The organism is Saccharothrix isguenensis, from assembly GCF_052936305.1.
Genome location: NZ_CP193626.1, coordinates 666,807 through 685,645 on the forward strand (window position 1 = coordinate 666,807; position 18,839 = coordinate 685,645).

The 18,839-nt window shown below is 71.7% G+C and carries 14 protein-coding genes and 1 tRNA gene; 9 read left to right on the forward strand and 6 right to left on the reverse strand.

Annotated features, from left to right (window positions below; all coding sequences use genetic code 11):
* Positions 1-10: 10 nt before the first annotated feature.
* The 4 genes from glmU to ACRAKI_RS03340 form a co-directional block, all read right to left on the reverse strand.
* Positions 11-1,489: a bifunctional UDP-N-acetylglucosamine diphosphorylase/glucosamine-1-phosphate N-acetyltransferase GlmU gene (gene glmU / locus ACRAKI_RS03325; RefSeq protein WP_447005575.1), complete on the reverse strand. Its 1,479-nt coding sequence runs from the start codon at positions 1,487-1,489 to the stop codon at positions 11-13.
* A gap of 67 nt (positions 1,490-1,556) precedes the next feature.
* Complete coding sequence (locus ACRAKI_RS03330; protein ID WP_447005576.1) at positions 1,557-3,206, reverse strand: GGDEF domain-containing protein; 1,650 nt, start codon at positions 3,204-3,206, stop codon at positions 1,557-1,559.
* Between the two features lie 92 nt (positions 3,207-3,298).
* Positions 3,299-3,369 (reverse strand) — tRNA-Gln (locus tag ACRAKI_RS03335).
* A 358-nt stretch (positions 3,370-3,727) separates the two neighbouring features.
* Positions 3,728-4,873, reverse strand: coding sequence for an alpha/beta hydrolase family protein (locus tag ACRAKI_RS03340; protein ID WP_447005577.1), 1,146 nt, complete (start codon positions 4,871-4,873; stop codon positions 3,728-3,730).
* A 155-nt stretch (positions 4,874-5,028) separates the two neighbouring features.
* Between ACRAKI_RS03340 and ACRAKI_RS03345 the strand changes: the two genes are divergently transcribed.
* The gene (locus ACRAKI_RS03345) at positions 5,029-5,988 is read left to right on the forward strand and encodes an acyl-CoA desaturase (RefSeq protein ID WP_447005578.1); all 960 of its coding nucleotides are present in this window, start codon (positions 5,029-5,031) and stop codon (positions 5,986-5,988) included.
* A gap of 126 nt (positions 5,989-6,114) precedes the next feature.
* Positions 6,115-6,708, forward strand: a complete 594-nt coding sequence (locus ACRAKI_RS03350; RefSeq protein ID WP_033441238.1) for a TetR/AcrR family transcriptional regulator — start codon at positions 6,115-6,117, stop codon at positions 6,706-6,708.
* 9 nt (positions 6,709-6,717) lie between these two features.
* Here the strand turns inward: ACRAKI_RS03350 and ACRAKI_RS03355 are convergent, their stop codons facing one another.
* Complete coding sequence (locus tag ACRAKI_RS03355; protein WP_447005579.1) at positions 6,718-7,836, reverse strand: PQQ-dependent sugar dehydrogenase; 1,119 nt, start codon at positions 7,834-7,836, stop codon at positions 6,718-6,720.
* 67 nt (positions 7,837-7,903) lie between these two features.
* On the reverse strand, positions 7,904-8,446 hold the full coding sequence (locus ACRAKI_RS03360) for a DUF4291 domain-containing protein (protein WP_447005580.1): 543 nt from the start codon (positions 8,444-8,446) through the stop codon (positions 7,904-7,906).
* A gap of 144 nt (positions 8,447-8,590) precedes the next feature.
* Between ACRAKI_RS03360 and mfd the strand changes: the two genes are divergently transcribed.
* The 7 genes from mfd (at position 8,591) to ACRAKI_RS03395 (ending at position 18,819) form a co-directional block, all read left to right on the forward strand.
* Positions 8,591-12,154, forward strand: coding sequence for a transcription-repair coupling factor (gene mfd, locus ACRAKI_RS03365; protein ID WP_447005581.1), 3,564 nt, complete (start codon positions 8,591-8,593; stop codon positions 12,152-12,154).
* Between the two features lie 13 nt (positions 12,155-12,167).
* On the forward strand, positions 12,168-13,112 hold the full coding sequence (locus ACRAKI_RS03370) for a SurA N-terminal domain-containing protein (RefSeq protein WP_447005582.1): 945 nt from the start codon (positions 12,168-12,170) through the stop codon (positions 13,110-13,112).
* Positions 13,109-14,038: a MazG family protein gene (locus ACRAKI_RS03375; protein WP_447005583.1), complete on the forward strand. Its 930-nt coding sequence runs from the start codon at positions 13,109-13,111 to the stop codon at positions 14,036-14,038. The genes ACRAKI_RS03370 and ACRAKI_RS03375 overlap by 4 nt, the downstream gene beginning before the upstream one ends.
* 299 nt (positions 14,039-14,337) lie before the next feature.
* Entirely contained in the window at positions 14,338-15,168 is an 831-nt protein-coding gene (locus ACRAKI_RS03380; protein ID WP_447005584.1) for a helix-turn-helix domain-containing protein, read from the forward strand.
* Positions 15,165-15,335 carry a DUF397 domain-containing protein gene (locus ACRAKI_RS03385; protein WP_447005585.1) on the forward strand — a complete coding sequence of 57 codons (171 nt, stop codon included), beginning with the start codon at positions 15,165-15,167 and terminating at the stop codon, positions 15,333-15,335. The genes ACRAKI_RS03380 and ACRAKI_RS03385 overlap by 4 nt, the downstream gene beginning before the upstream one ends.
* 45 nt (positions 15,336-15,380) lie before the next feature.
* Positions 15,381-15,545, forward strand: coding sequence for a DUF397 domain-containing protein (locus ACRAKI_RS03390; protein WP_447008322.1), 165 nt, complete (start codon positions 15,381-15,383; stop codon positions 15,543-15,545).
* A 94-nt stretch (positions 15,546-15,639) separates the two neighbouring features.
* Positions 15,640-18,819, forward strand: a complete 3,180-nt coding sequence (locus ACRAKI_RS03395; protein ID WP_447005586.1) for a S41 family peptidase — start codon at positions 15,640-15,642, stop codon at positions 18,817-18,819.
* Positions 18,820-18,839: the final 20 nt, after the last annotated feature.

The window sequence follows — 18,839 nt, forward strand, 5'->3', positions numbered from 1 at the left end:
GGGTTCACGGTCAGCGCCCTTCTTCGGTTGTGCCTGCATTCTCGGGCGTCTGGGCACGTTCCGCCGCTTCGGCGGCGGCCGTTCCCGGCCTCCGGGAGACCACCCAGCCTTCGAGGTTCCGCTGAGGTCCGCCGGACACCGCCAGCGCGCCGGGCGGCACGTCGCGCCGCACCACGGTCCCGGCGCCGGTGTACGCGCCGTCCCCCACGGTGACCGGCGCGACGAACATGTTGTCCGAGCCGGTGCGGCAGTGCGACCCGATCACGGTCCGGTGCTTCTTCACACCGTCGTAGTTCACCGTGACGCTGGCCGCGCCGATGTTGGAGTGCTCGCCGATGGTGGTGTCGCCGATGTAGCTCAGGTGCGGCACCTTGCTGCCCACGCCGATGTCCGAGTTCTTGACCTCGACGAACCCGCCGATCTTGCCGTCCGCGCCGAGCCGCGTGCCCGGCCGCAGGTAGGAGAACGGGCCGACGGACGCGCCCGCCCCGATCTCCGCGCCGGAGCCGTGCGTGCGGACCACCGACGCGCGAGGGCCGATCACGCACGCCGACAGCGTGGTGTCCGGTCCGACGACCGCCCCCTCGCCGACCGTGGTGCCCGCGCGCAGCTGCACGCCCGGCTCGATCAGCACGTCCCGGTCGAGCCGCACGTCCGCGTCCAGCCACGTGGTGGCCGGGTCGACCACCGTGACGCCGGAACGCATCGCCCGCTCCACGAGCCGCCGGTTCAGCTCCGCGCCCAACCGGGCCAGCTGCACCCGGTCGTTCACGCCTTCCACGAGCCACTGGTCCGACGTGACCAGGGCACCGACCCGCCTGCCGTCGCCGCGGGCGATGGTCAGCACGTCGGTCAGGTACAGCTCGCCCTGCGCGTTGTCGGTCGACAGCCGGGAGAGCCCGTCGCGCAGCACCGCCGCGTCGAACGCGTACACCCCCGAGTTGATCTCGCCGATCTCCCGCTGCGCGGGTGTGGCGTCCTTCTGCTCCACGATCGCCTCGACCGAGCCGTCCGCGGACCGCACGATCCGCCCGTACCCGGTGGGGTCGGCGACCACGGCGGTCAGCACGGTCACCGCGTTGCCCTGGCCGCCGTGCTCGGCGAGCAGGCCGAGCAGCGTGTCGGAGTCGAGCAGCGGCACGTCGCCGTACGTGACCACGACCGTGCCGGACAGGTCGGCGGGAAGTTCCGCCAGGCCGCAGCCGACCGCGTGCCCGGTGCCCTTCTGCTCCTCCTGCACCGCCACGGTGACCTTGCGGTCCAGGGCTGTGGACACGTGGTCGAGGTGTTCGGCCACGGCCGCGCGGCCGTGGCCGACGACGACCGCGAGGTGGTCCGGGCCGGTACCGGCGGCGGCACGCACGGCGTGCTCCACCAGGGAACGGCCGGCGATGCGGTGCAACACCTTCGGAGTGGCTGAGCGCATGCGGGTGCCTTCACCCGCTGCGAGGACGATCGTGCTGACTGGGGTGGGGACACCCTCGAGCATCAGCGCTCTCCCTAGCTGAGTGCGTGCTTCCAGCGGGAGGGGCCTGGCTTCCCGCCAGGTGCTGATACTAAGCGTCTGAGGAAGGCTCGACTTCCACCGCGGCAACCTGGCAGCCACCTCGCCGTTTCGCCACGTACATCGCCGAGTCGGCGCGGGCCAGCGCCGCGTGCGCCGCCTCGCGCGGGCGCACGGAGATCACGCCCACGGACAGCGTCACGCCCCTGGACAGGTCGGATGGCAATCCGGCGACCGCGTCCACCGCCCGGGCGAGGGCCGCCTCGGCGGCGTGCAGCGGCGCGCCGGGCAGCAGCACCACGAACTCGTCACCGCCGTACCGGGCCACCAGGTCGTCACCCCGCAGCGCCTGCCGGAGTGTGCTCGCAATCACGCGGAGGACGTCGTCGCCCTCGGCGTGCGAGTGCTTGTCGTTGACCACCTTGAACCCGTCGAGGTCGACCAGGGCGATGGCCATCGGGTGGGTCTGCGCGCCGATCAGCGCGGCCAGCCGGTCGTCCAGGGCGCGCCGGTTCGGCAGTCCGGTCAGCGGGTCCTGCAAGGCCTGCTGCGCGATCGCGCCGTGCGCCCGGGTCAGCCGTTCGTGGTCGCGCCGGGTGAGCAGGGTGGCGGTGCGGGCCTCCTGCATCAGCCACAGCTCCACCTCCAGCGCGTTGGCGTAGGTCTGCAACGCGGAGTTGGTGCGCTCGCCGTGCGGGCCGGACATCCGGGCGTACTCGCGGGTCAGGCACAGCATCAGGGTGGGTTCGGAGGTGTCGTGCTCCAGCCGCTCGCGGGCGTCGTGCAGCACCTGCAACGCCTGCTGCGGCAGGTCCTCCATGTCCAGGCAGCGGGCCAGCGCGATCGACACGATGATCAGCTCGCGGGCGTACATGGCCAGCTCGCGCAGCGACCACAGCCGCGCGATGTGCTCCGCGCCCGGCTTGGCCAGCGCGTGGGCCGCGCCGATCACCGGCACCTGCTCGGCGGCGGTGCGGTCGCGCCGGCCGGGGTGCAGCGACTCGCGGAAGGGGCCCTCGACGGCGGTGGCGATGGCGGACGCGGTGGCGAACCGCTCGGTGGCCTCGTCGAAGTTGTCCACCCGCTCCAGCCGCAGGCCCCAGCCGATCAGCAGCCGGGTCCGGTTGAGCAGGTGCACGTAGATCTGGTGCGGGTTGGCGCTGTCCCGGATCGCGTTGTGCGCCCGCGCCAGCACGTCGTCCGCCATCTCGTAGACGCCCAGCTGGGTGAGCACGAGCCCGGTCGACTGCAACGAGGACGCGAGCAGCCGGTCCCAGGTGCGCTTGTCCATCATCGGGTCGGGGCTGAGGTCTTCCTCCAGCATCGCCAGGCCGCCCGCGACCTCGCTCAACGCCTTGTCCTCGAACCCGCCCAGGAGGTAGCGGCGACCGCGCAGCGCGTGCGCCTCGGCCTCCAGCACCAGCAGGCCGTGCCGCCGGGTGTGCGCCAGCATCTCGTCCAGCACGCTGTCGGACAGGTCGACCAGGCCGGGGGTGACGATCCGGACCACCGCCGCCGCGCGCAGGAGCTGGCCGACGATCCGCGGCTCGCCGCGGCCCTGCGCCTCGGCCAGGATCTCGTCGACCTCGTGCGCCGCGTCGAGCTGGTCGGACAGGTGGCTGCTCTGGGCCACGGCCACGAGCTCGCTGGCGCGGCCGACCAGCCACGCGTCGGACATCTCGTGGAGAGCCGGAGTCGCCACGTTGCCCTGCTCGTCGACCGCTTCCTCGTGCAGCGACTCACACCCCCATGCAGACGCAGGGCGGCCGGGACCTTGGTGGCCCGGCCCTCTCGCTCCGCCACCAGGATTCGAACCTGGACCATCGGAACCAAAATCCGAGGTGCTGCCTTTACACCATGGCGGAACGGTCGGGGCTCGCCCCGACCGCGCGAACACATGTTGTCACGAGTCTCCCGAGAAGGTCAGCAGCACCACTCAAGTGGCGGCAACCGGTGGGTAACTCGATCATGACACTGCGTGTTATCCCAGTTCAGCGGCTTGGAATTCGTGCCTTAGGTCACGGTCGGGTGAACGTGTCATGCCCGCATGTCGACACTGAGCGGGTCCGGCGGGGGGCCGCGGGACGGCGAACCGGCATGATTTCGTGCGAAACAATCATCGGTTCAACTACCAACGGTAGCCAACCGTGCACTATCCGGGCGACGCCCGATCGAGGTCTCCGGACGGCGGTCGCGGCGCCTGCGGCGGCTGTCGGGTAGGGGCTACCGGATGGCGGCCACCGAATCGAGGAACTCGGTCACCGTGCGCTCGTACGCCTCGGGGTCCACGTTCCACGCCGCCGTGTGCTCCGCCGCCGGCACCTCGACGTACCGGAGGGGCCAGTCCAGCCGTCCCGCCGCGGCGGCCAGGTCGCGCGACGCCTGGACCGGCACGCTGCCGTCCGCGCCGCCGTGGAACAGCAGCGTCGGCGGCCGGTGCGCGGGCGGGTGGACCTGGAGGTCGAAGCGGCCGAACTCCAAGCCGACCCGCCAGTCCGAGACCAGCTCGGCGATCGGCACGAGCTGCTCCGGCACGCCCCGGTTGCCCGACTGCAGCTCCAGCGTCCTGGTCCAGCTCACCACGGGCGCGTCCAGCACGACGGCGGCCACGTCGCCCGCCTCCGCCGACCGCGCCAGGAACTGGCCGACGATCGCGCCGCCCATGGACCACCCGTAGAGCACGACGTTCCGCGCGCCGCGCTCCCCGGCGTACCTCACGGCCGCCTCGACGTCACGCCACTCGGTGTCGCCCAGGTGGTACAGGCCGTCCGGCGACCGAGGCGCGCCCTCGTCGTTCCGATAAGTCACGGCGAGAACGGGTAACCCGAGTTCGTGCAGTGCAGGCATCACCCGCAAGGCCTCGGCCCTCGATCCGCCTCTCCCGTGCACCGCGACGACCCACGTGGACGACGTAGCGGGTACCAGCCACGCCGGTGCGTCACCGAACTCGGTGGAAATCCGCACTTCCGTGTACTCCAGGTCGTGCGCGGCGGCGGGGTCGGTGGTCCACACCGCCGTCTCCAGCCGCACCTGCGTGCCGTCCGGGGGCGCTTCGCCCCGCAGTTCCCGCACCACCGTGCCGGCGGACCGCTCGGTCACCGCGCCGACCTCCGCGCCGCCGCCCGGCCACACGAGGCCCCATGTGCCGGGCAGCACAGTGACCCTGGACTCCACCAGCGAGACGGTCCCGGACGTCGACGAGATGACCGTGTCGCGGTAGCCCGGACGGGCGTTCTCCGGCTCAAGCAGCTCACCGCTGTAGTACCAGCCGAACCCCAGCAAACCGCCACTGATCAGCAGCAACACCACCAGCAACGAGACGAGCGCGATGCGCAGCCGGCGTCTCGGCCGAACGTTCGGTGACCCCATCTCCGCATGATGCCCCGGCGGTGATCGACACGCCCGGCCGGCTGAGAACACGCCATGACTTTCGCCCAGGCTATGGCGGGACCGCGCCCGACTAACTTACGCTGCCGTAAGTTACGGTCCCGTAGGTAGCCCCGAACACACAACGAGGTACATGTATGACCAGCACCCTGGAGAGCAGGTCCACGCCGCGAGGTCCTGAGGACCGCGGACCCAAGCCGATCATCGACGGACGGCGTGGGCACGTCGAGCAGTTCAGCGTGTACGTGTTCGTCATCGTGCCGTTCCTGGCTCTGCTCGCGGCCGTTCCGCTCGCTTGGGGCTGGGGGCTGGGCTGGGTGGACGTCGCGCTGTTCGTGGCGTTCTACTACGTGGCCGGCCTCGGCGTGACGATCGGTTTCCACCGGTACTTCACGCACGGCTCGTTCAAGGCCAACCGCGCGCTCAAGATCGGCCTCGCCATCGCCGGCATGATGGCGTTGCAGGGACCGGTCATCGTGTGGGTGGCCGACCACCGCCGTCACCACGCGTTCTCCGACCGCGAGGGCGACCCGCACTCGCCGTGGCTGTTCGGCAGCGGCCCGGTCGCGCTGGCCAAGGGCTTCTGGCACGCCCACATGGGCTGGCTGTTCGACCGCGACCAGACCAACGCTCAGCGCTTCGCCCCGGACCTGCTGGCCGACAAGGACCTGGTCCGACTCGACAAGCTGTTCCCGCTGTGGACCACCATCAGCCTGCTCATGCCCGCCGTCCTCGGCGGTCTGATCACCATGTCGTGGTCCGGCGCGCTGTCCGCGTTCTTCTGGGCCGGCCTGGTCCGGGTGGCGTTCCTGCACCACGTGACGTGGTCGGTCAACTCGATCTGCCACATGGTCGGCGAGCGCCCGTTCGCGGCGCGCGACCGGTCTGCCAACGTCTGGGCGCTGGCGATCCTGAGCTTCGGCGAGTCGTGGCACAACCTGCACCACGCCGACCCGACGTGCGCCCGGCACGGCGTGAAGCGCGGCCAGATCGACACGTCCGCGCGCCTCATCTGGGTGTTCGAGAAGCTCGGCTGGGCGACGAACGTGCGGTGGCCGAACCCGGAGCGACTGGCGCGCATCACCGCCAAGAAGTGACCGTCGGCCCGGTGCTCCACCCCTCCTTCACCTGCCCCTCGCCTCGCCGGCGAGGGGCAGGTGTTTAGGGTGGCGTGGGTGGCGGGAAGACGGCGCGGCGACCGGACACCGGTGCCGCGCGTGCGGATGACCGGCAAGGAGCGGCGCGAGCAGCTGCTCGACGTCGCCCGTGCGCTGTTCGCCGAGAAGGGCTTCGAGGTCACCTCCGTCGAGGAGATCGCGCACCGGGCCGGCGTGTCCAAGCCCGTCGTGTACGAGCACTTCGGCGGCAAGGAAGGCATCTACGCGGTCGTGGTGGACCGCGAGATGCAGTACCTGATGGACCACATCGTCAACGCTCTGTCCGGCGGGCACCCGCGGGAGCTGCTGGAACAGGCGGCGTGCGCGTTGCTGGACTACATCGAGGGGTCGACGGACGGGTTCCGGATCCTCGTGCGCGACTCGCCGGTGGCGTCGTCCACCGGCACGTTCTCGTCGTTGCTGAACGACATCGCGTCCCAGGTGGAGTCGATCCTGGGCCTGCACTTCTCCCGCCAGGGCTACGACCGCAAGCTGGCCGCCCTGTACTCACAGGCGCTGGTCGGCATGGTCGCGCTGACCGGGCAGTGGTGGCTGGAAGTCCGCAAGCCGAAGAAGGACGAGGTGGCCGCCCACCTCGTCAACCTGGCCTGGAAGGGCCTGTCCCACATGGACCACAAACCCCGCCTCCGCACCCGCTGACGGGTCGGTTCACGCGGTGGTCGTGACTTTCAGTATCTTGTCGTCGGTGCCGTTCGAGGTCGTCACGTAGAGGGCGCCGTCCGGGCCCAGCTCGGCCCCGCGCAGGCGGCCGTGGGTGCCGTCCAGTTCCGGCGGGACGGCCACGGCGTCCACGCCGCCGTCCTGGCGGACCGTGAACAGCAGCACCTTCGACCCCTTCAACGCCGTCACGGCCAGCACGCCGTCCAACGCGCCCCACTGCTCGCCGACGAGGAACGCCGCGTCGCAGATCGCCTCAGTCGGATCGCCGGACGACCACACCGCGGGCACGGCGTCCGGGAACCGCTCCAGGTCGGTCATCGGCACGTCCTCGTCGTAGCCGCCGACCGTGCCGCCCTGCGACGGGTCCCAGCCGTAGTTGCCGCCAGCCTCCAGCACGTTCACCTCGTCGTCGACGTCGGGTCCGTGCTCGGCGGTGAACACCACGCCGTCCGGCCGGACCGCGATGCCCTGCACGTTGCGGTGCCCGTAGGTGTGGATCCGGTCGCCGAACGGGTTCCCGGGCACGCCCTCGCCGGTGTCCAGGTCGATCCGCAGCACCTTGCCGCCCAGGCTGGACCTGTCCTGCGGCACGTCGCCGCGCGCCGTGTCCCCGGTGCCGACGAGCAGGTGGCCGTCCCGGTCCAGCGCCATCCGACAGCCCGAATGCCGACCGCTCGGGTTCGTCGGCAGCCCGGAGACCAGCGGGTCCTCGACCCGGGTCGCCTTCGTGCCCTCCAGCCGCCACGTCACCAGCCGCACGTCCGACGCGGTGTTGAAGCACGTGGTGAACCGCTTGCTCGTGGTGAAGTCCGGGTGCACGACCAGGCTCATCAGTCCGCCCTCGCCCCGCGCCGCGACGTCGCCGAGGTCGGCCTCCACGTCGGCGGCCCGGCCGTCCTCGACCACCGCGATCCGCCCCGGCCGCTGCGGCACGAGCATCCGCCCGTCGGGCAGGAACCCCACGTCCCACGGGTGGCTCAACCCGGCCACCACCACCTCGACCCGCAGTCCCTCGGGCGCCGGGGTCCCGGGAGCACTGCCCCCCGCACCGTCCGACGAACACCCGGCCAACACCGCCACGGCGGCGAACCCGACAACGCGACGCATGGGGACCAGCATGCCGACACGCCTGTGTGCTCGGTGTTCACGGGAACGCTGTTCACCGGAACGGTGCTCAAGGGAACGGGTAGGGCCGTTCCGCCGGCAGCAACGCCCGCGCGCCGTCCAGGTCGCCGGCCCGCACCAGCCCGTGGACCTCGTGGGCGAGCGCCGTCACGTCGGTCAGCCCCACGACCCACTCGTCCACGTACCGGCGCGACGCGTCACCCGCCAGCCCCAGCTGCAACGACCGGTGCGGCAGCGGGTTCAGGTGCAGGTCCCGCTCCGGGTCCCACTGCACCCGCACGTCCGGCTTGCGGCCGACGACCTCGTTGCCGGGCACGGCCTCGCGCACCGCCCGGTCGAATCCCGAACGGGTGATCCGCACGGCCAGCACGCACTCCTGGTCCGGCTTCGTCCCCCACCCGGACCGGTACATCATCCACAGGAACGACGGCTTGACCCACGTCATCCGACCGGCCTTGAACGGCGGCACGAACCGCCCCGCGGCCAGCGCCGGACGGGCCACGAGGGGCGAGTACGCCTGGTACACCGTGACGTGCCGATCGTCGTAGTCGGCCCTGATCTGCTTGATCTCCACTCCGGGGGCAATCTCCACGTACCCAGCGTCACGCCCCCGTCAACCGAAATCACGGAGCACCCCGCTCGCGGGAGCCGTAGGCTGGTGGACGAGAACCCCTCCGGTGGCCGTTCAGTCCCGGGCAGGGGTCTGCCTTCGTTGACCCCCAGGGGAGCCATCGCAATGCCCCAGCCCGGCCCGCTGTCCGGCCTGCTGACCGCTGTCCTGCCCGACAAGGCGCTGCGCGCCCTCGCCGATTCGGTCGGTGTGCCGGACCTCGCACTCGAAGGCCCCCCGGCGGCACGTCCGCTGGTCGCGGCGGCCCTCGCGAACAGCGCGCCCGTGCTGGCGGTCACCGCCACCGGCCGCGAGGCGGACGACCTGAAGGCCGTCCTGTGCGACCTCATCGGCCCGGAGCAGGTCGCCCTGTTCCCGTCGTGGGAAACGCTGCCGCACGAGCGCCTGTCCCCGCGTGCGGACACGGTCGGCGCGCGGCTCCAGGTGCTGCGCCGGCTGGCCCACCCCGAGGGCAACCCGCTGAAGGTCGTCGTCACGACGGTCCGCAGCCTGATCCAGCCGATGGCGCCCGGCCTCGGCGACCTCACGCCCGTGCACCTCGCCGTGGGCTCCGAGCACGACTTCGAAGCGCTGCTCGCGAACCTGACCGAGATCGCCTACACCCGCGTCGACATGGTCGAGAAGCGCGGCGAGTTCGCGGTCCGCGGCGGCATCCTCGACGTGTTCCCGCCGACCGCCGAGCACCCGCTCCGGGTGGAGTTCTGGGGCGACGAGGTCAGCGAGATCCGCCCCTTCGCGGTCGCCGACCAGCGCTCCCTGCCGCAGGAGGTCGAGGCCTTCACCGCGGCGCCGTGCCGCGAGCTGCTGCTCACCGAGCAGGTCAAGGCCAAGGCCGCCGCGCTGGCCGAACGGCACGCCGCCGACGCCCACCTGCACGAGCTGCTGGAGAAGGTCGCCAACGGCATCCCGACCGAGGGCATGGAAGCCCTCATCCCGGCGCTCTGCGAGGGCGAGCTCCAGCTCCTGACCGACGTCGTCCCCGAGGGCACGCACGTCCTCCTCAACGACCCGGAGAAGATCCGGGCCCGCGCCGGTGACCTGGTGCGCACCGGCCAGGAGTTCCTGGAGGCCTCCTGGATGGCCGCGGCCGGCGGCGGCCAGAGCCCCATCGACCTGGACGCCAGCGCCTACCACAGCCTCGCCGACGTGGCCCGCTCCGCGAAGGCCGGCAACCGGCCGTGGTGGCGGCTCAGCCAGCTCACCACCGAGGGCGGGGACGTCGTCCGGCTGGAGCTCAAGCAGGTCGAGGCGTACCAGGGCGACATCGACCGGGCGTTCGCCGACCTGCGCGCGCACACCGTCTCCGGCGGCACGGCGGTCCTCGTCGTCCCCGGCGCGGGCACCGCCCAGCGGGCCACCGAGCAGCTGCGCGAAGCGGACGTCAACGTCGTCCTCCGGGACGTCCTGGACACCGCGCCCAAGCAGGGCGCCGTCACGGTCGTCCGCGGCGCGCTGGAGGACGGCTTCTCGCTGCCCGAGCTGGCGCTGGTCGTGCTCACCGAGACCGACCTCACCGGCGGGCGGCACGGCACGTCCACCAAGGACATGCGCCGGATGCCCAGCCGCCGCCGCAACGCGGTGGACCCGCTGGCCCTGCGCCCCGGCGACTACGTGGTGCACGAGCAGCACGGCATCGGCAAGTACGTCGAGATGGTGCAGCGCACGGTGGCCGGCGCGACCCGGGAGTACCTGGTCCTGGAGTACGGCTCCAGCAAGCGCGGCCAGCCCGGCGACCGCCTGTTCGTGCCGACCGACCAGCTGGACGAGATCTCACGCTACGTCGGCGGCGAGCTGCCCACGCTGAACAAGCTCGGCGGCAGCGACTGGAAGAACACCAAGGCGAAGGCGAAGAAGGCGGTCAAGCAGATCGCCGCCGAGCTGGTCCAGCTCTACGCCGCCCGCCAGGCCGCGCCCGGTCACGCGTTCGCGCCGGACACGCCGTGGCAGCGCGAGCTGGAGGACGCCTTCCCGTTCACCGAGACGCTCGACCAGATGGCGGCCATCGACGAGGTCAAGGCCGACATGGAGCGCACGGTCCCGATGGACCGGGTGATCTGCGGCGACGTCGGCTACGGCAAGACGGAGATCGCGGTGCGGGCCGCGTTCAAGGCGGTGCAGGACGGCAAGCAGGTCGTGGTGCTGGTGCCGACGACCCTGCTCGCCCAGCAGCACCTGAACACGTTCACCGAACGGATGCGCGCGTTCCCGGTGAACATCAAGGGCCTGTCCCGGTTCACCGACGCGCTGGAGGCCGAGCAGACCATCACCGGCCTCGCCGAGGGCGACGTGGACATCGTCATCGGCACGCACCGCCTGCTCCAGAAGGGCCTGCGCTACAAGGACCTCGGCCTCGTGATCGTGGACGAGGAGCAGCGGTTCGGCGTCGAGCACAAGGAGCACATCAAGGCCCTGCGCACGCACGTGGACGTCCTCACGATGTCCGCGACGCCGATCCCGCGAACGCTGGAGATGTCGCTGGCGGGCATCCGCGAGATGTCCACCATCCTCACCCCGCCCGAGGAGCGGCACCCGATCCTGACCTACGTCGGCGGCTACGACGACAAGCAGGTCGGCGCGGCCATCCGGCGCGAGCTGCTGCGCGACGGCCAGGTCTTCTACGTGCACAACCGCGTGTCCTCGATCGAGCGCGCCGCCCGGCACATCCGCGAGCTGGTCCCCGAGGCCCGCGTGATCACCGCGCACGGCCAGATGAACGAGGACAAGCTGGAGAAGATCATCCAGGGCTTCTGGGAGAACGAGTACGACGTGCTCGTGTGCACCACGATCGTCGAGACCGGCCTGGACATCTCCAACGCCAACACCCTCATCGTGGAGCGCGGCGACATGCTCGGCCTGGCCCAGCTGCACCAGCTGCGCGGACGCGTCGGCCGAGGCCGGGAACGCGGCTACGCCTACTTCCTCTACCCGCCCGAGTCCCCGCTGACCGAGCACGCGCACGACCGGCTCGCCACGATCGCCCAGAACACCGAGCTGGGCGCGGGCATGGCGGTGGCGATGAAGGACCTGGAGATCCGCGGCGCGGGCAACATCCTGGGCGCCGAGCAGTCCGGCCACATCGCGGGCGTCGGCTTCGACCTGTACGTGCGGCTCGTCGGCGAGGCCGTGGAGGCGTTCCGCAAGCACGCGGGCGCGGACGGGGAGCTGGAGGAGGAGCTGGCCGAGGTCCGCGTCGACCTGCCGGTGGACGCGCACATCCCGCACGACTACGTGCCCGGCGAACGGCTCCGGCTGGAGGCGTACCGCAAGATCGCCGCCGCGGTCGACGGCGAGTCGCTGCAGAGCGTGTGGGACGAGCTGAAGGACCGCTACGGCACCCCGCCGCTGCCCGTCGAGCGGCTGCTGGCGGTGGCCCGGTTCCGGCAGACGTGCCGGGCGCACGGCGTCACGGAGGTCGCCACCCAGGGCGCCACCATCCGGTTCGCGCCGCTGGAACTCCTGGACAGCCAGCTGGTGCGGATGCGCCGGCTGTTCCCCAAGGCGGTCTACAAGCCGAACACCCGAACGGTCAGCGTGCCTCGGCCGACCGAGGGCGCGGCGGGCGGCCGGATGGGTGCACCGGAGCTGCGCGACCAGGAGCTGCTGGACTGGTGCGCCGGATTCCTGCGGTCGTTGGCGGGGACTCCCGTGAGCGGCGTCACGAGGACGTGAGAAGGTACTGGTCGTGAGGACTGTGCAGAGGCGCTTCACCCGGATCGGCGCGGCCGTCGCCGCGGTGGCACTGCTGGTGGCGGGCTGTGGCAACGGCCCGGCCCAGGTCGGCTCGGCCGCGATCGTCGGCGACACCGTGCTGCCGCTGGAGCAGGTGCAGCAGCGGCTGGACATCGTGCTCAAGAAGGAGCCCGAGGCCCAGAAGCTGCACGACCAGCGCAAACTCGACCAGGTGGCCCGTCAGCTCGTGACGCTCGGCGTGCAGCACGAGCTGATCGCGCTGGCCGCGGAACGCGAGGGCGTCACGGTGTCGGAGGAGGCGGTGACCGAGTCCGTCGAGCAGGCCGGCGGCGCGGACATGGCCTCGCAGAACACCGTGTACGACGCGACGACGTTCCGCGAGCGGGCCAGGGACCAGTTGCTGCTGGTCGAGCTGGCGCGCAAGTACGCGGACCGGATGGAAGTCACGTTCGACTACTTCTTCGCCAAGGACAACGCCGAGGCGGTCGAGAAGGCCAAGCAGGTCGCGAAGGACCCGGCGAAGATGGCCGAGTTCGTCGCCGGCGCCCCGAAGAGCGCCCAGGGCCAGACCCTGTCGGAGAAGGGCCAGCGGGTGCGCTCGGCCGAGTCGCCGCAGGCCGCCCAGTCGCCGCTGTTCGGCGTCCCGGCGGGCACCGTGGTGGCGTTCGCGCCGGACCCGAGCAGCGCGCAGTGGATCGTCGCCCACGTGACGGATCGCAAGACGGACGTCCGGGCGACCGGCGAGTCGTCCACCGGGCAGCTCACGCCGCAGCTGCTGGAGCAGATCGGGCTGCGGCTCGTGCAGTCGCTCGCGGGTGACCCGGAGATCCAGATCAACCCGAGGTACGGGACGTGGGACAACACGGCGATCGCGCTCGCGCCCAGCGAGGGTGAGTTGAGCGGCTACCAGGCGACCGTCCGGGAATCGAACTCGTGACGGTTGTCCTCGTCGGCACCACCCCGGTACTCCCCGCCGCCGCGCTTCCCGCTCTGCGGGGCGCGGCGGCGGTGTACGCGGGGGAGGGCGTGGACGCGTCGACGTGGTCGGCCGAGCCGGTCTCCGCTTTCTCGGCGGGCCCGTCGGTCGTGCTGCTGACCACGAACCCGGACGAGCCGGCGGCGCGCGCGTTGATCGAGGCCGGCGCCCCGGTGATCCGCACCCCGGCCGTGCCGCTGCTGGACGCGGCGGCCGTGATGGACCGCCTGCGGTCGCCCGGTGGCTGCCCGTGGGACGCCGAGCAGGACCACAAGTCGCTGCGCCAGTACCTGGTCGAGGAGACGTACGAGCTGCTGGAGGCCATTGAGGACGGCGACCGGGCGGCGTTGCGGGAAGAGCTCGGCGACGTGCTGCTGCAGGTCCTGTTCCACGCCCGGATCGCGGCGGAGGACGCCGAGGAGCCCTTCGGCATCGACGAGGTCGCCGGCGACCTGGTCGCCAAGCTGGTTGGCCGCCACCCGCACGTGTTCGAGGGCCACGACCCAGCCGTGGATGACGCCGCGGTGCACGACGCGACGTCCCAGCAGCACCGGTGGGAAGAGCTGAAGCAGGTCGAGAAGCAGCGGGAATCCAGCGTGGACGGCGTGGCGACCGGGCAGCCGGCGGTGGCGTTGGCGGGGAAGCTGGCGCAGCGGGTGGCGCGGGCCGGGTTCCCGGTGGACCTGCTGCCCGAGGGCGACGACACCGGCACGACGCTGTTCGCGGTGGCGGCGCTGGCGAAGCTGGCCGGCGAGGACCCGGAGACCGAGCTGCGGGCGGTGGCCCGCAGGTTCGAGGCGAACGTGCGCGCGGCCGAGCGGTCCGCCCGCGCGGCCGGTGTCACCAGGCTGTCGGCGGCGGACTGGCGCGCCTACTGGCCTGCTTGAGCCCTTACCAGCTCGGCGAGGGCGGCGGAGCCCGTCCGGACCAGGTTCCGCAGGCCACCTTCGGTGACCAGCAGCACGAGCCCGTCCGTGCCGCCGATCGTGAACTCGGCCTCCTCGTGCAGCGCCGTCTACTCGATCGTCGTATCGCGGCGGATGTGCGCCCAACTCCGCACGTCCACACCGCCCGTGCCGATGGCTGCGAGACCCATGCTTCCTCCTCGGTCGTGGTCTGGCCCAAGCTTGCTCCTTCCTGGGAATTCCCACCAGACCTCGTTTGGGTGAAGCCCTAAGCTGATCGCATGGAGAGCAATGCGCGGGCTCGGACCCTCGGCGCGGAACTGCGCGACCTGCGCAAGGGGAAAGGGCTGAGCATCGTCGAACTGGGCGCGCTGGTCGGCCTCAGCAAGAGCATGCTCAGCCGCGTCGAGCGCGGCGAACGCCTCCTCAGTGAGACGGAACTGGCCTCGGTCCTGGGCGCGATGGGCGTGATCGGGGCGAAGCGCCGGGAACTGCTCGCGGTCACCCGCGATGCCGCCAAGTCGAACTGGCTGGCCACCGGCGCGGAGTTGCCCCGGCAGCTCAAGGCCCTGGTCGAACACGAGCAGGTGGCCACCTTCATCACCGAGGTCGGGCCACTCCTGGTTCCGGGCTTGCTCCAGATAGCGGACTACACCCGCGCGATCATGACCGAGGGTGGCCTTCCCCACGCTGATGTCGAAGCGCGGGTGAAGGTGCGGCTTGATCGGCAACAGGTGCTCACGCGGCGGAACCCGGTGCCGTACCTGGCGATCATCGATGAGTCGGTGCTGTCGCGCCCTCTGGGCGGACGATCGGTGATGGTCGCGCAGGCACGCCACCTGCTTGCCATGGGGGAGCGTCCCAACGTGGCCATTCGTATCGTGCCGAAGGATCGCGGTTGGCACCCGGGCCTGTACGGGTCGTTCTCCCTGCTGGAAGCTGCACGAACCAGCCCTGTGGTGCACTTGGAGCACCTCCGGTCCAACGTGTTCCTGGACAAGGTGGAGGATGTTCAGGCATACATGGACATAAAGCCCACCCTGCTGGCCGCAACCGCCAGCGTCGAGGATTCGGTCGGGCTGATCTCCGAGTATGCGAAGGGGTACCAGTGACCGTGTGGCGAAAGTCCAGCCGGAGCGCGACCGAGACCGCGTGCGTCGAGGTGGCGCATGTGGGTCGTGGGGTGGCGGTGCGGGATTCGAAGAACCAGGCGGGGCCGGTGTTGACGTTCGGGTCCGGTGCGGCGGCGGGTTTCCTGAGGTGGGTCAAGCGCGGCTGATTTCGTTGGGCTGATCTCCGAGTATGCGGAGGGGTACCAGTGACCGTGTGGCGCAAGTCCAGTCGGAGCACCACTGAGACCAACTGCGTCGAGGTGGCGCGTGTGGGTCGTGGGGTGGCGGTGCGGGATTCGAAGAACCAGGTTGGGCCGGTGTTGACGTTCGGGTCGGGTGCGGCGGCGGGGTTTCTGAGGTGGGTCAAGCGCGGCTGAGCGTTCTCCGGTCCGGTGAAGTCCGGGCGCGATGCCGCAGTGAGCTTCGCGGCCCGGGGCAACCGGGAGTGAACGGCGCGCTAACGTCGAGCGGGTGACCGAGGCCTACCTCCGCTTCCCGCACCTGCACGGCGATCTCGTGACGTTCGTGGCCGAGGACGACGTGTGGCTCGCCCCACTGGACGGCGGCCGTGCCTGGCGGGTGACCGCCGACCAGGTGCCGGTGTCGTTCCCCCGCTTCGACCCGACCGGCACGCGGCTCGCCTGGACCAGCCGCCGTGACGGCGCGCCCGAGGTCCACCTGGCGGCGGTGGACGGCGGCGAGGCCACCCGGCTCACCTACTGGGGCGACTACTCGACCGCCGTGCGCGGGTGGACGTCCGCCGGCGAGGTCGTCGCGGTGACGGCCACCGGCCAGGCGTCCTCGAACCGGCAGTGGGCGCACGCCGTGCCGACCGACGGCGGCCCGTCGCGCCGGCTGCCGTTCGGCTGGGTGGACGACGTGTCGTTCGGCCCGTCCGGCCAGGTCGTCGTCACCTCCGTCTACGGCCACGACCCCGCCTGGTGGAAGCGCTACCGGGGCGGCGCGGCGGGCAAGCTGTGGGTGGACACCGCCGGTGACGGCGAGTTCGCCCGCATCCTCCCCGAACTGACGTCGTCGCTGACGTCGCCGATGTGGATCGGGAACCGGATCGCGTTCCTGTCCGACCACGACGGCATCGGCAGCGTCTACTCCGTGCTCCCGGACGGGTCGGACCTGCGCCGGCACACCGAGCAGCAGGACTTCTACGCGCGGGTCGCGTCGAGCGACGGCGAGCGGGTCGTCTGGCAGCAGGCGGGTGAGCTGTGGGTGCTCGACGACCTCGACGGCGCGTCACCGCGTCGGCTGGAGATCGTGCTCGGAGGCCCTCGAACGGCCCGCCGGCCGCGTCCGGTGTCGTCCCGCCCGGAGGACTTCCACCCGGACAAGACCGGCCGTGCGAGCGTGGTCGAGGTGCGCGGCACCGTGCACTGGGTGACGCACCGGGACGGTCCGGTGCGCGCGTTGGCCGAACAGCCGGGCGTGCGGGCACGGCTGCCGCGCGTCGTCGGCGACAACGTCGTGTGGGTGACGGACGCGGACGGCGAGGAGGGCCTGGAGTTCTCGCCGGTCGGCGGCGTGGAACCCGGCAACGAACCGCGCCGCGTGGCCGTCGGCAAGCTCGGCCGCGTGCTGGAACTGGCCGTCGCGCCGGACGCCCGCCGCCTCGCCGTCGCCACCCACGACGGGCGGCTGCTGCTCGTGGACGTCGAATCCGGCGAGGTGCGCGAAGTCCTGAAGGGGGCGAACCCGCACGTCAGCGACCTGGCGTTCTCCCCGGACTCGAACTGGCTGGCCTGGTCGCACCCCGGCCCGCGCCCGCTCCAGCACATCCGGATGACCAACACCACCGACCTGTCCGTGGTGGACGTGACGCCGCTGCGGTTCTCCGACTTCTCGCCCGCGTTCACGGAGGACGGCCGCTACCTGGCGTTCCTGTCGGTCCGCAGCTTCGACCCGGTGTACGACGCGCACGTGTTCGACCTGTCGTTCCCGACCGGCTGCCGGCCCTACCTGCTGCCGCTCGCGGCGACCACCCCGTCACCGTTCGACCCGCTGCGCCTGGGCCGGTCCGTGGGCGACGACTCGCACGACAAGGACAAGGACAAGGACGACGAGAACCCGATCACCGTCGTCGACCTGGAGGGCCTGGCCGACCGGGTGGTGACGGTGCCGGTCGCCGCCGCCCGCTACTCGGCGCTGACGGCGGCGAAGGGCGGGCTGCTGTGGCTGCGGTCGCCGTTGCGCGGTGTGCTGGGCGACAACCTGGCCGGCGCGACCGCCCGTCCGCCCCGGGCCTTGCTGGAGCGGTTCGACCTGGCCAAGTCGCGCACCGAGACGCTGGTGGACGGCGTGGACGCGTTCGACGTGGCCGGTGACGGGCAGCGGATGGTCGTGCAGGACGGCGGCGACCTGCGGGTCGTGCCGACCGACCGGAAGGTCGACTCGGACGACAGCGACTCGGTGAACGTCGACCTGTCCCGGATCCGGGTCGTGGTGGACCGGGCGGCCGAGTGGCGGCAGTCGTACGCAGAGGCCGGTCGGCTGATGCGGGACCACTTCTGGCGCACCGACATGGGCGGCGTGGACTGGGCGGGCGTGCTGGAGCGCTACCGGCCGCTGGTGGACCGGCTCGGCAGCTACAGCGACCTGGTCGACCTGCTGTGGGAGGTCCAGGGCGAGCTGGGGACGTCCCACGCCTACGTCATGCCCGTGCACGGCGGGCCGCGCGGACGTGCGGTCGGGCTGCTCGGTGCGGACCTCGAACGGGACGAGGCGGGCGCGTGGCGGGTCGTGCGGGTGATCCCGGGCGAGACGTCGGACCCGGCGGCGCGGTCGCCGCTGTCGGCTCCCGGGGTCGCGGTGCGGACCGGTGACGCGATCGTGGCGGTCGACGGACGGCAGGTGGACCCGTTGACCGGCCCCGCGCCGCTGCTGGTCGGTGCGGCGGGGAAGCCGGTGGAGCTGACCGTGCGGCCGGGCCGCGGCGGCGAGCCGCGACGCGTCGTGGTGGTGCCGCTGCGGGACGACGAGCCGCTGCGGTACCACGCGTGGGTCGCCGACCGGCGTGCGCGCGTGCACGAGCTGACCGACGGGCGGGTCGGGTACCTGCACGTGCCGGACATGATGGGCGCCGGCTGGGCGCAACTGCACCGCGACCTGCGGGTGGAGCTGGCGCGTGAGGCGGTGGTGTTGGACGTGCGGGAGAACGGCGGCGGGCACACGTCCGAGCTGGTGGTGGAGAAGCTGGGGCGGAAGGTCATCGGCTGGTCGGTGGCCCGCGGGTACACCACGGCCGTCAGCTACCCCGGTGACGCGCCGCGCGGGCCGGTGGTGGCGATCGCGGACGAGTTCGCCGGGTCCGACGGGGACATCGTGAACGTGGCGATCAAGGAGATGGGCATCGGGCCGGTCGTCGGCACCCGCACGTGGGGCGGGGTGATCGGGATCGACATGCAGTACAGCCTGGTCGACGGCACCATGGTCACGCAGCCCCGGTACGCGACGTGGTTCGCCGGGCCGGGGTGGGGCGTGGAGAACCACGGCGTCGACCCGGACGTCGAGGTCGTGATCACGCCGCAGGACAGGGTCGCCGGCCGCGACCCCCAACTCGACACCGCCGTCCGCCTGGCCTTGGAGGCACTTTCCGAACGCCCGGCCGCCACCCCGCCGTCCCTGCCGCCGTTGGGCTGAACGCCCGCCTCCCGGACGTC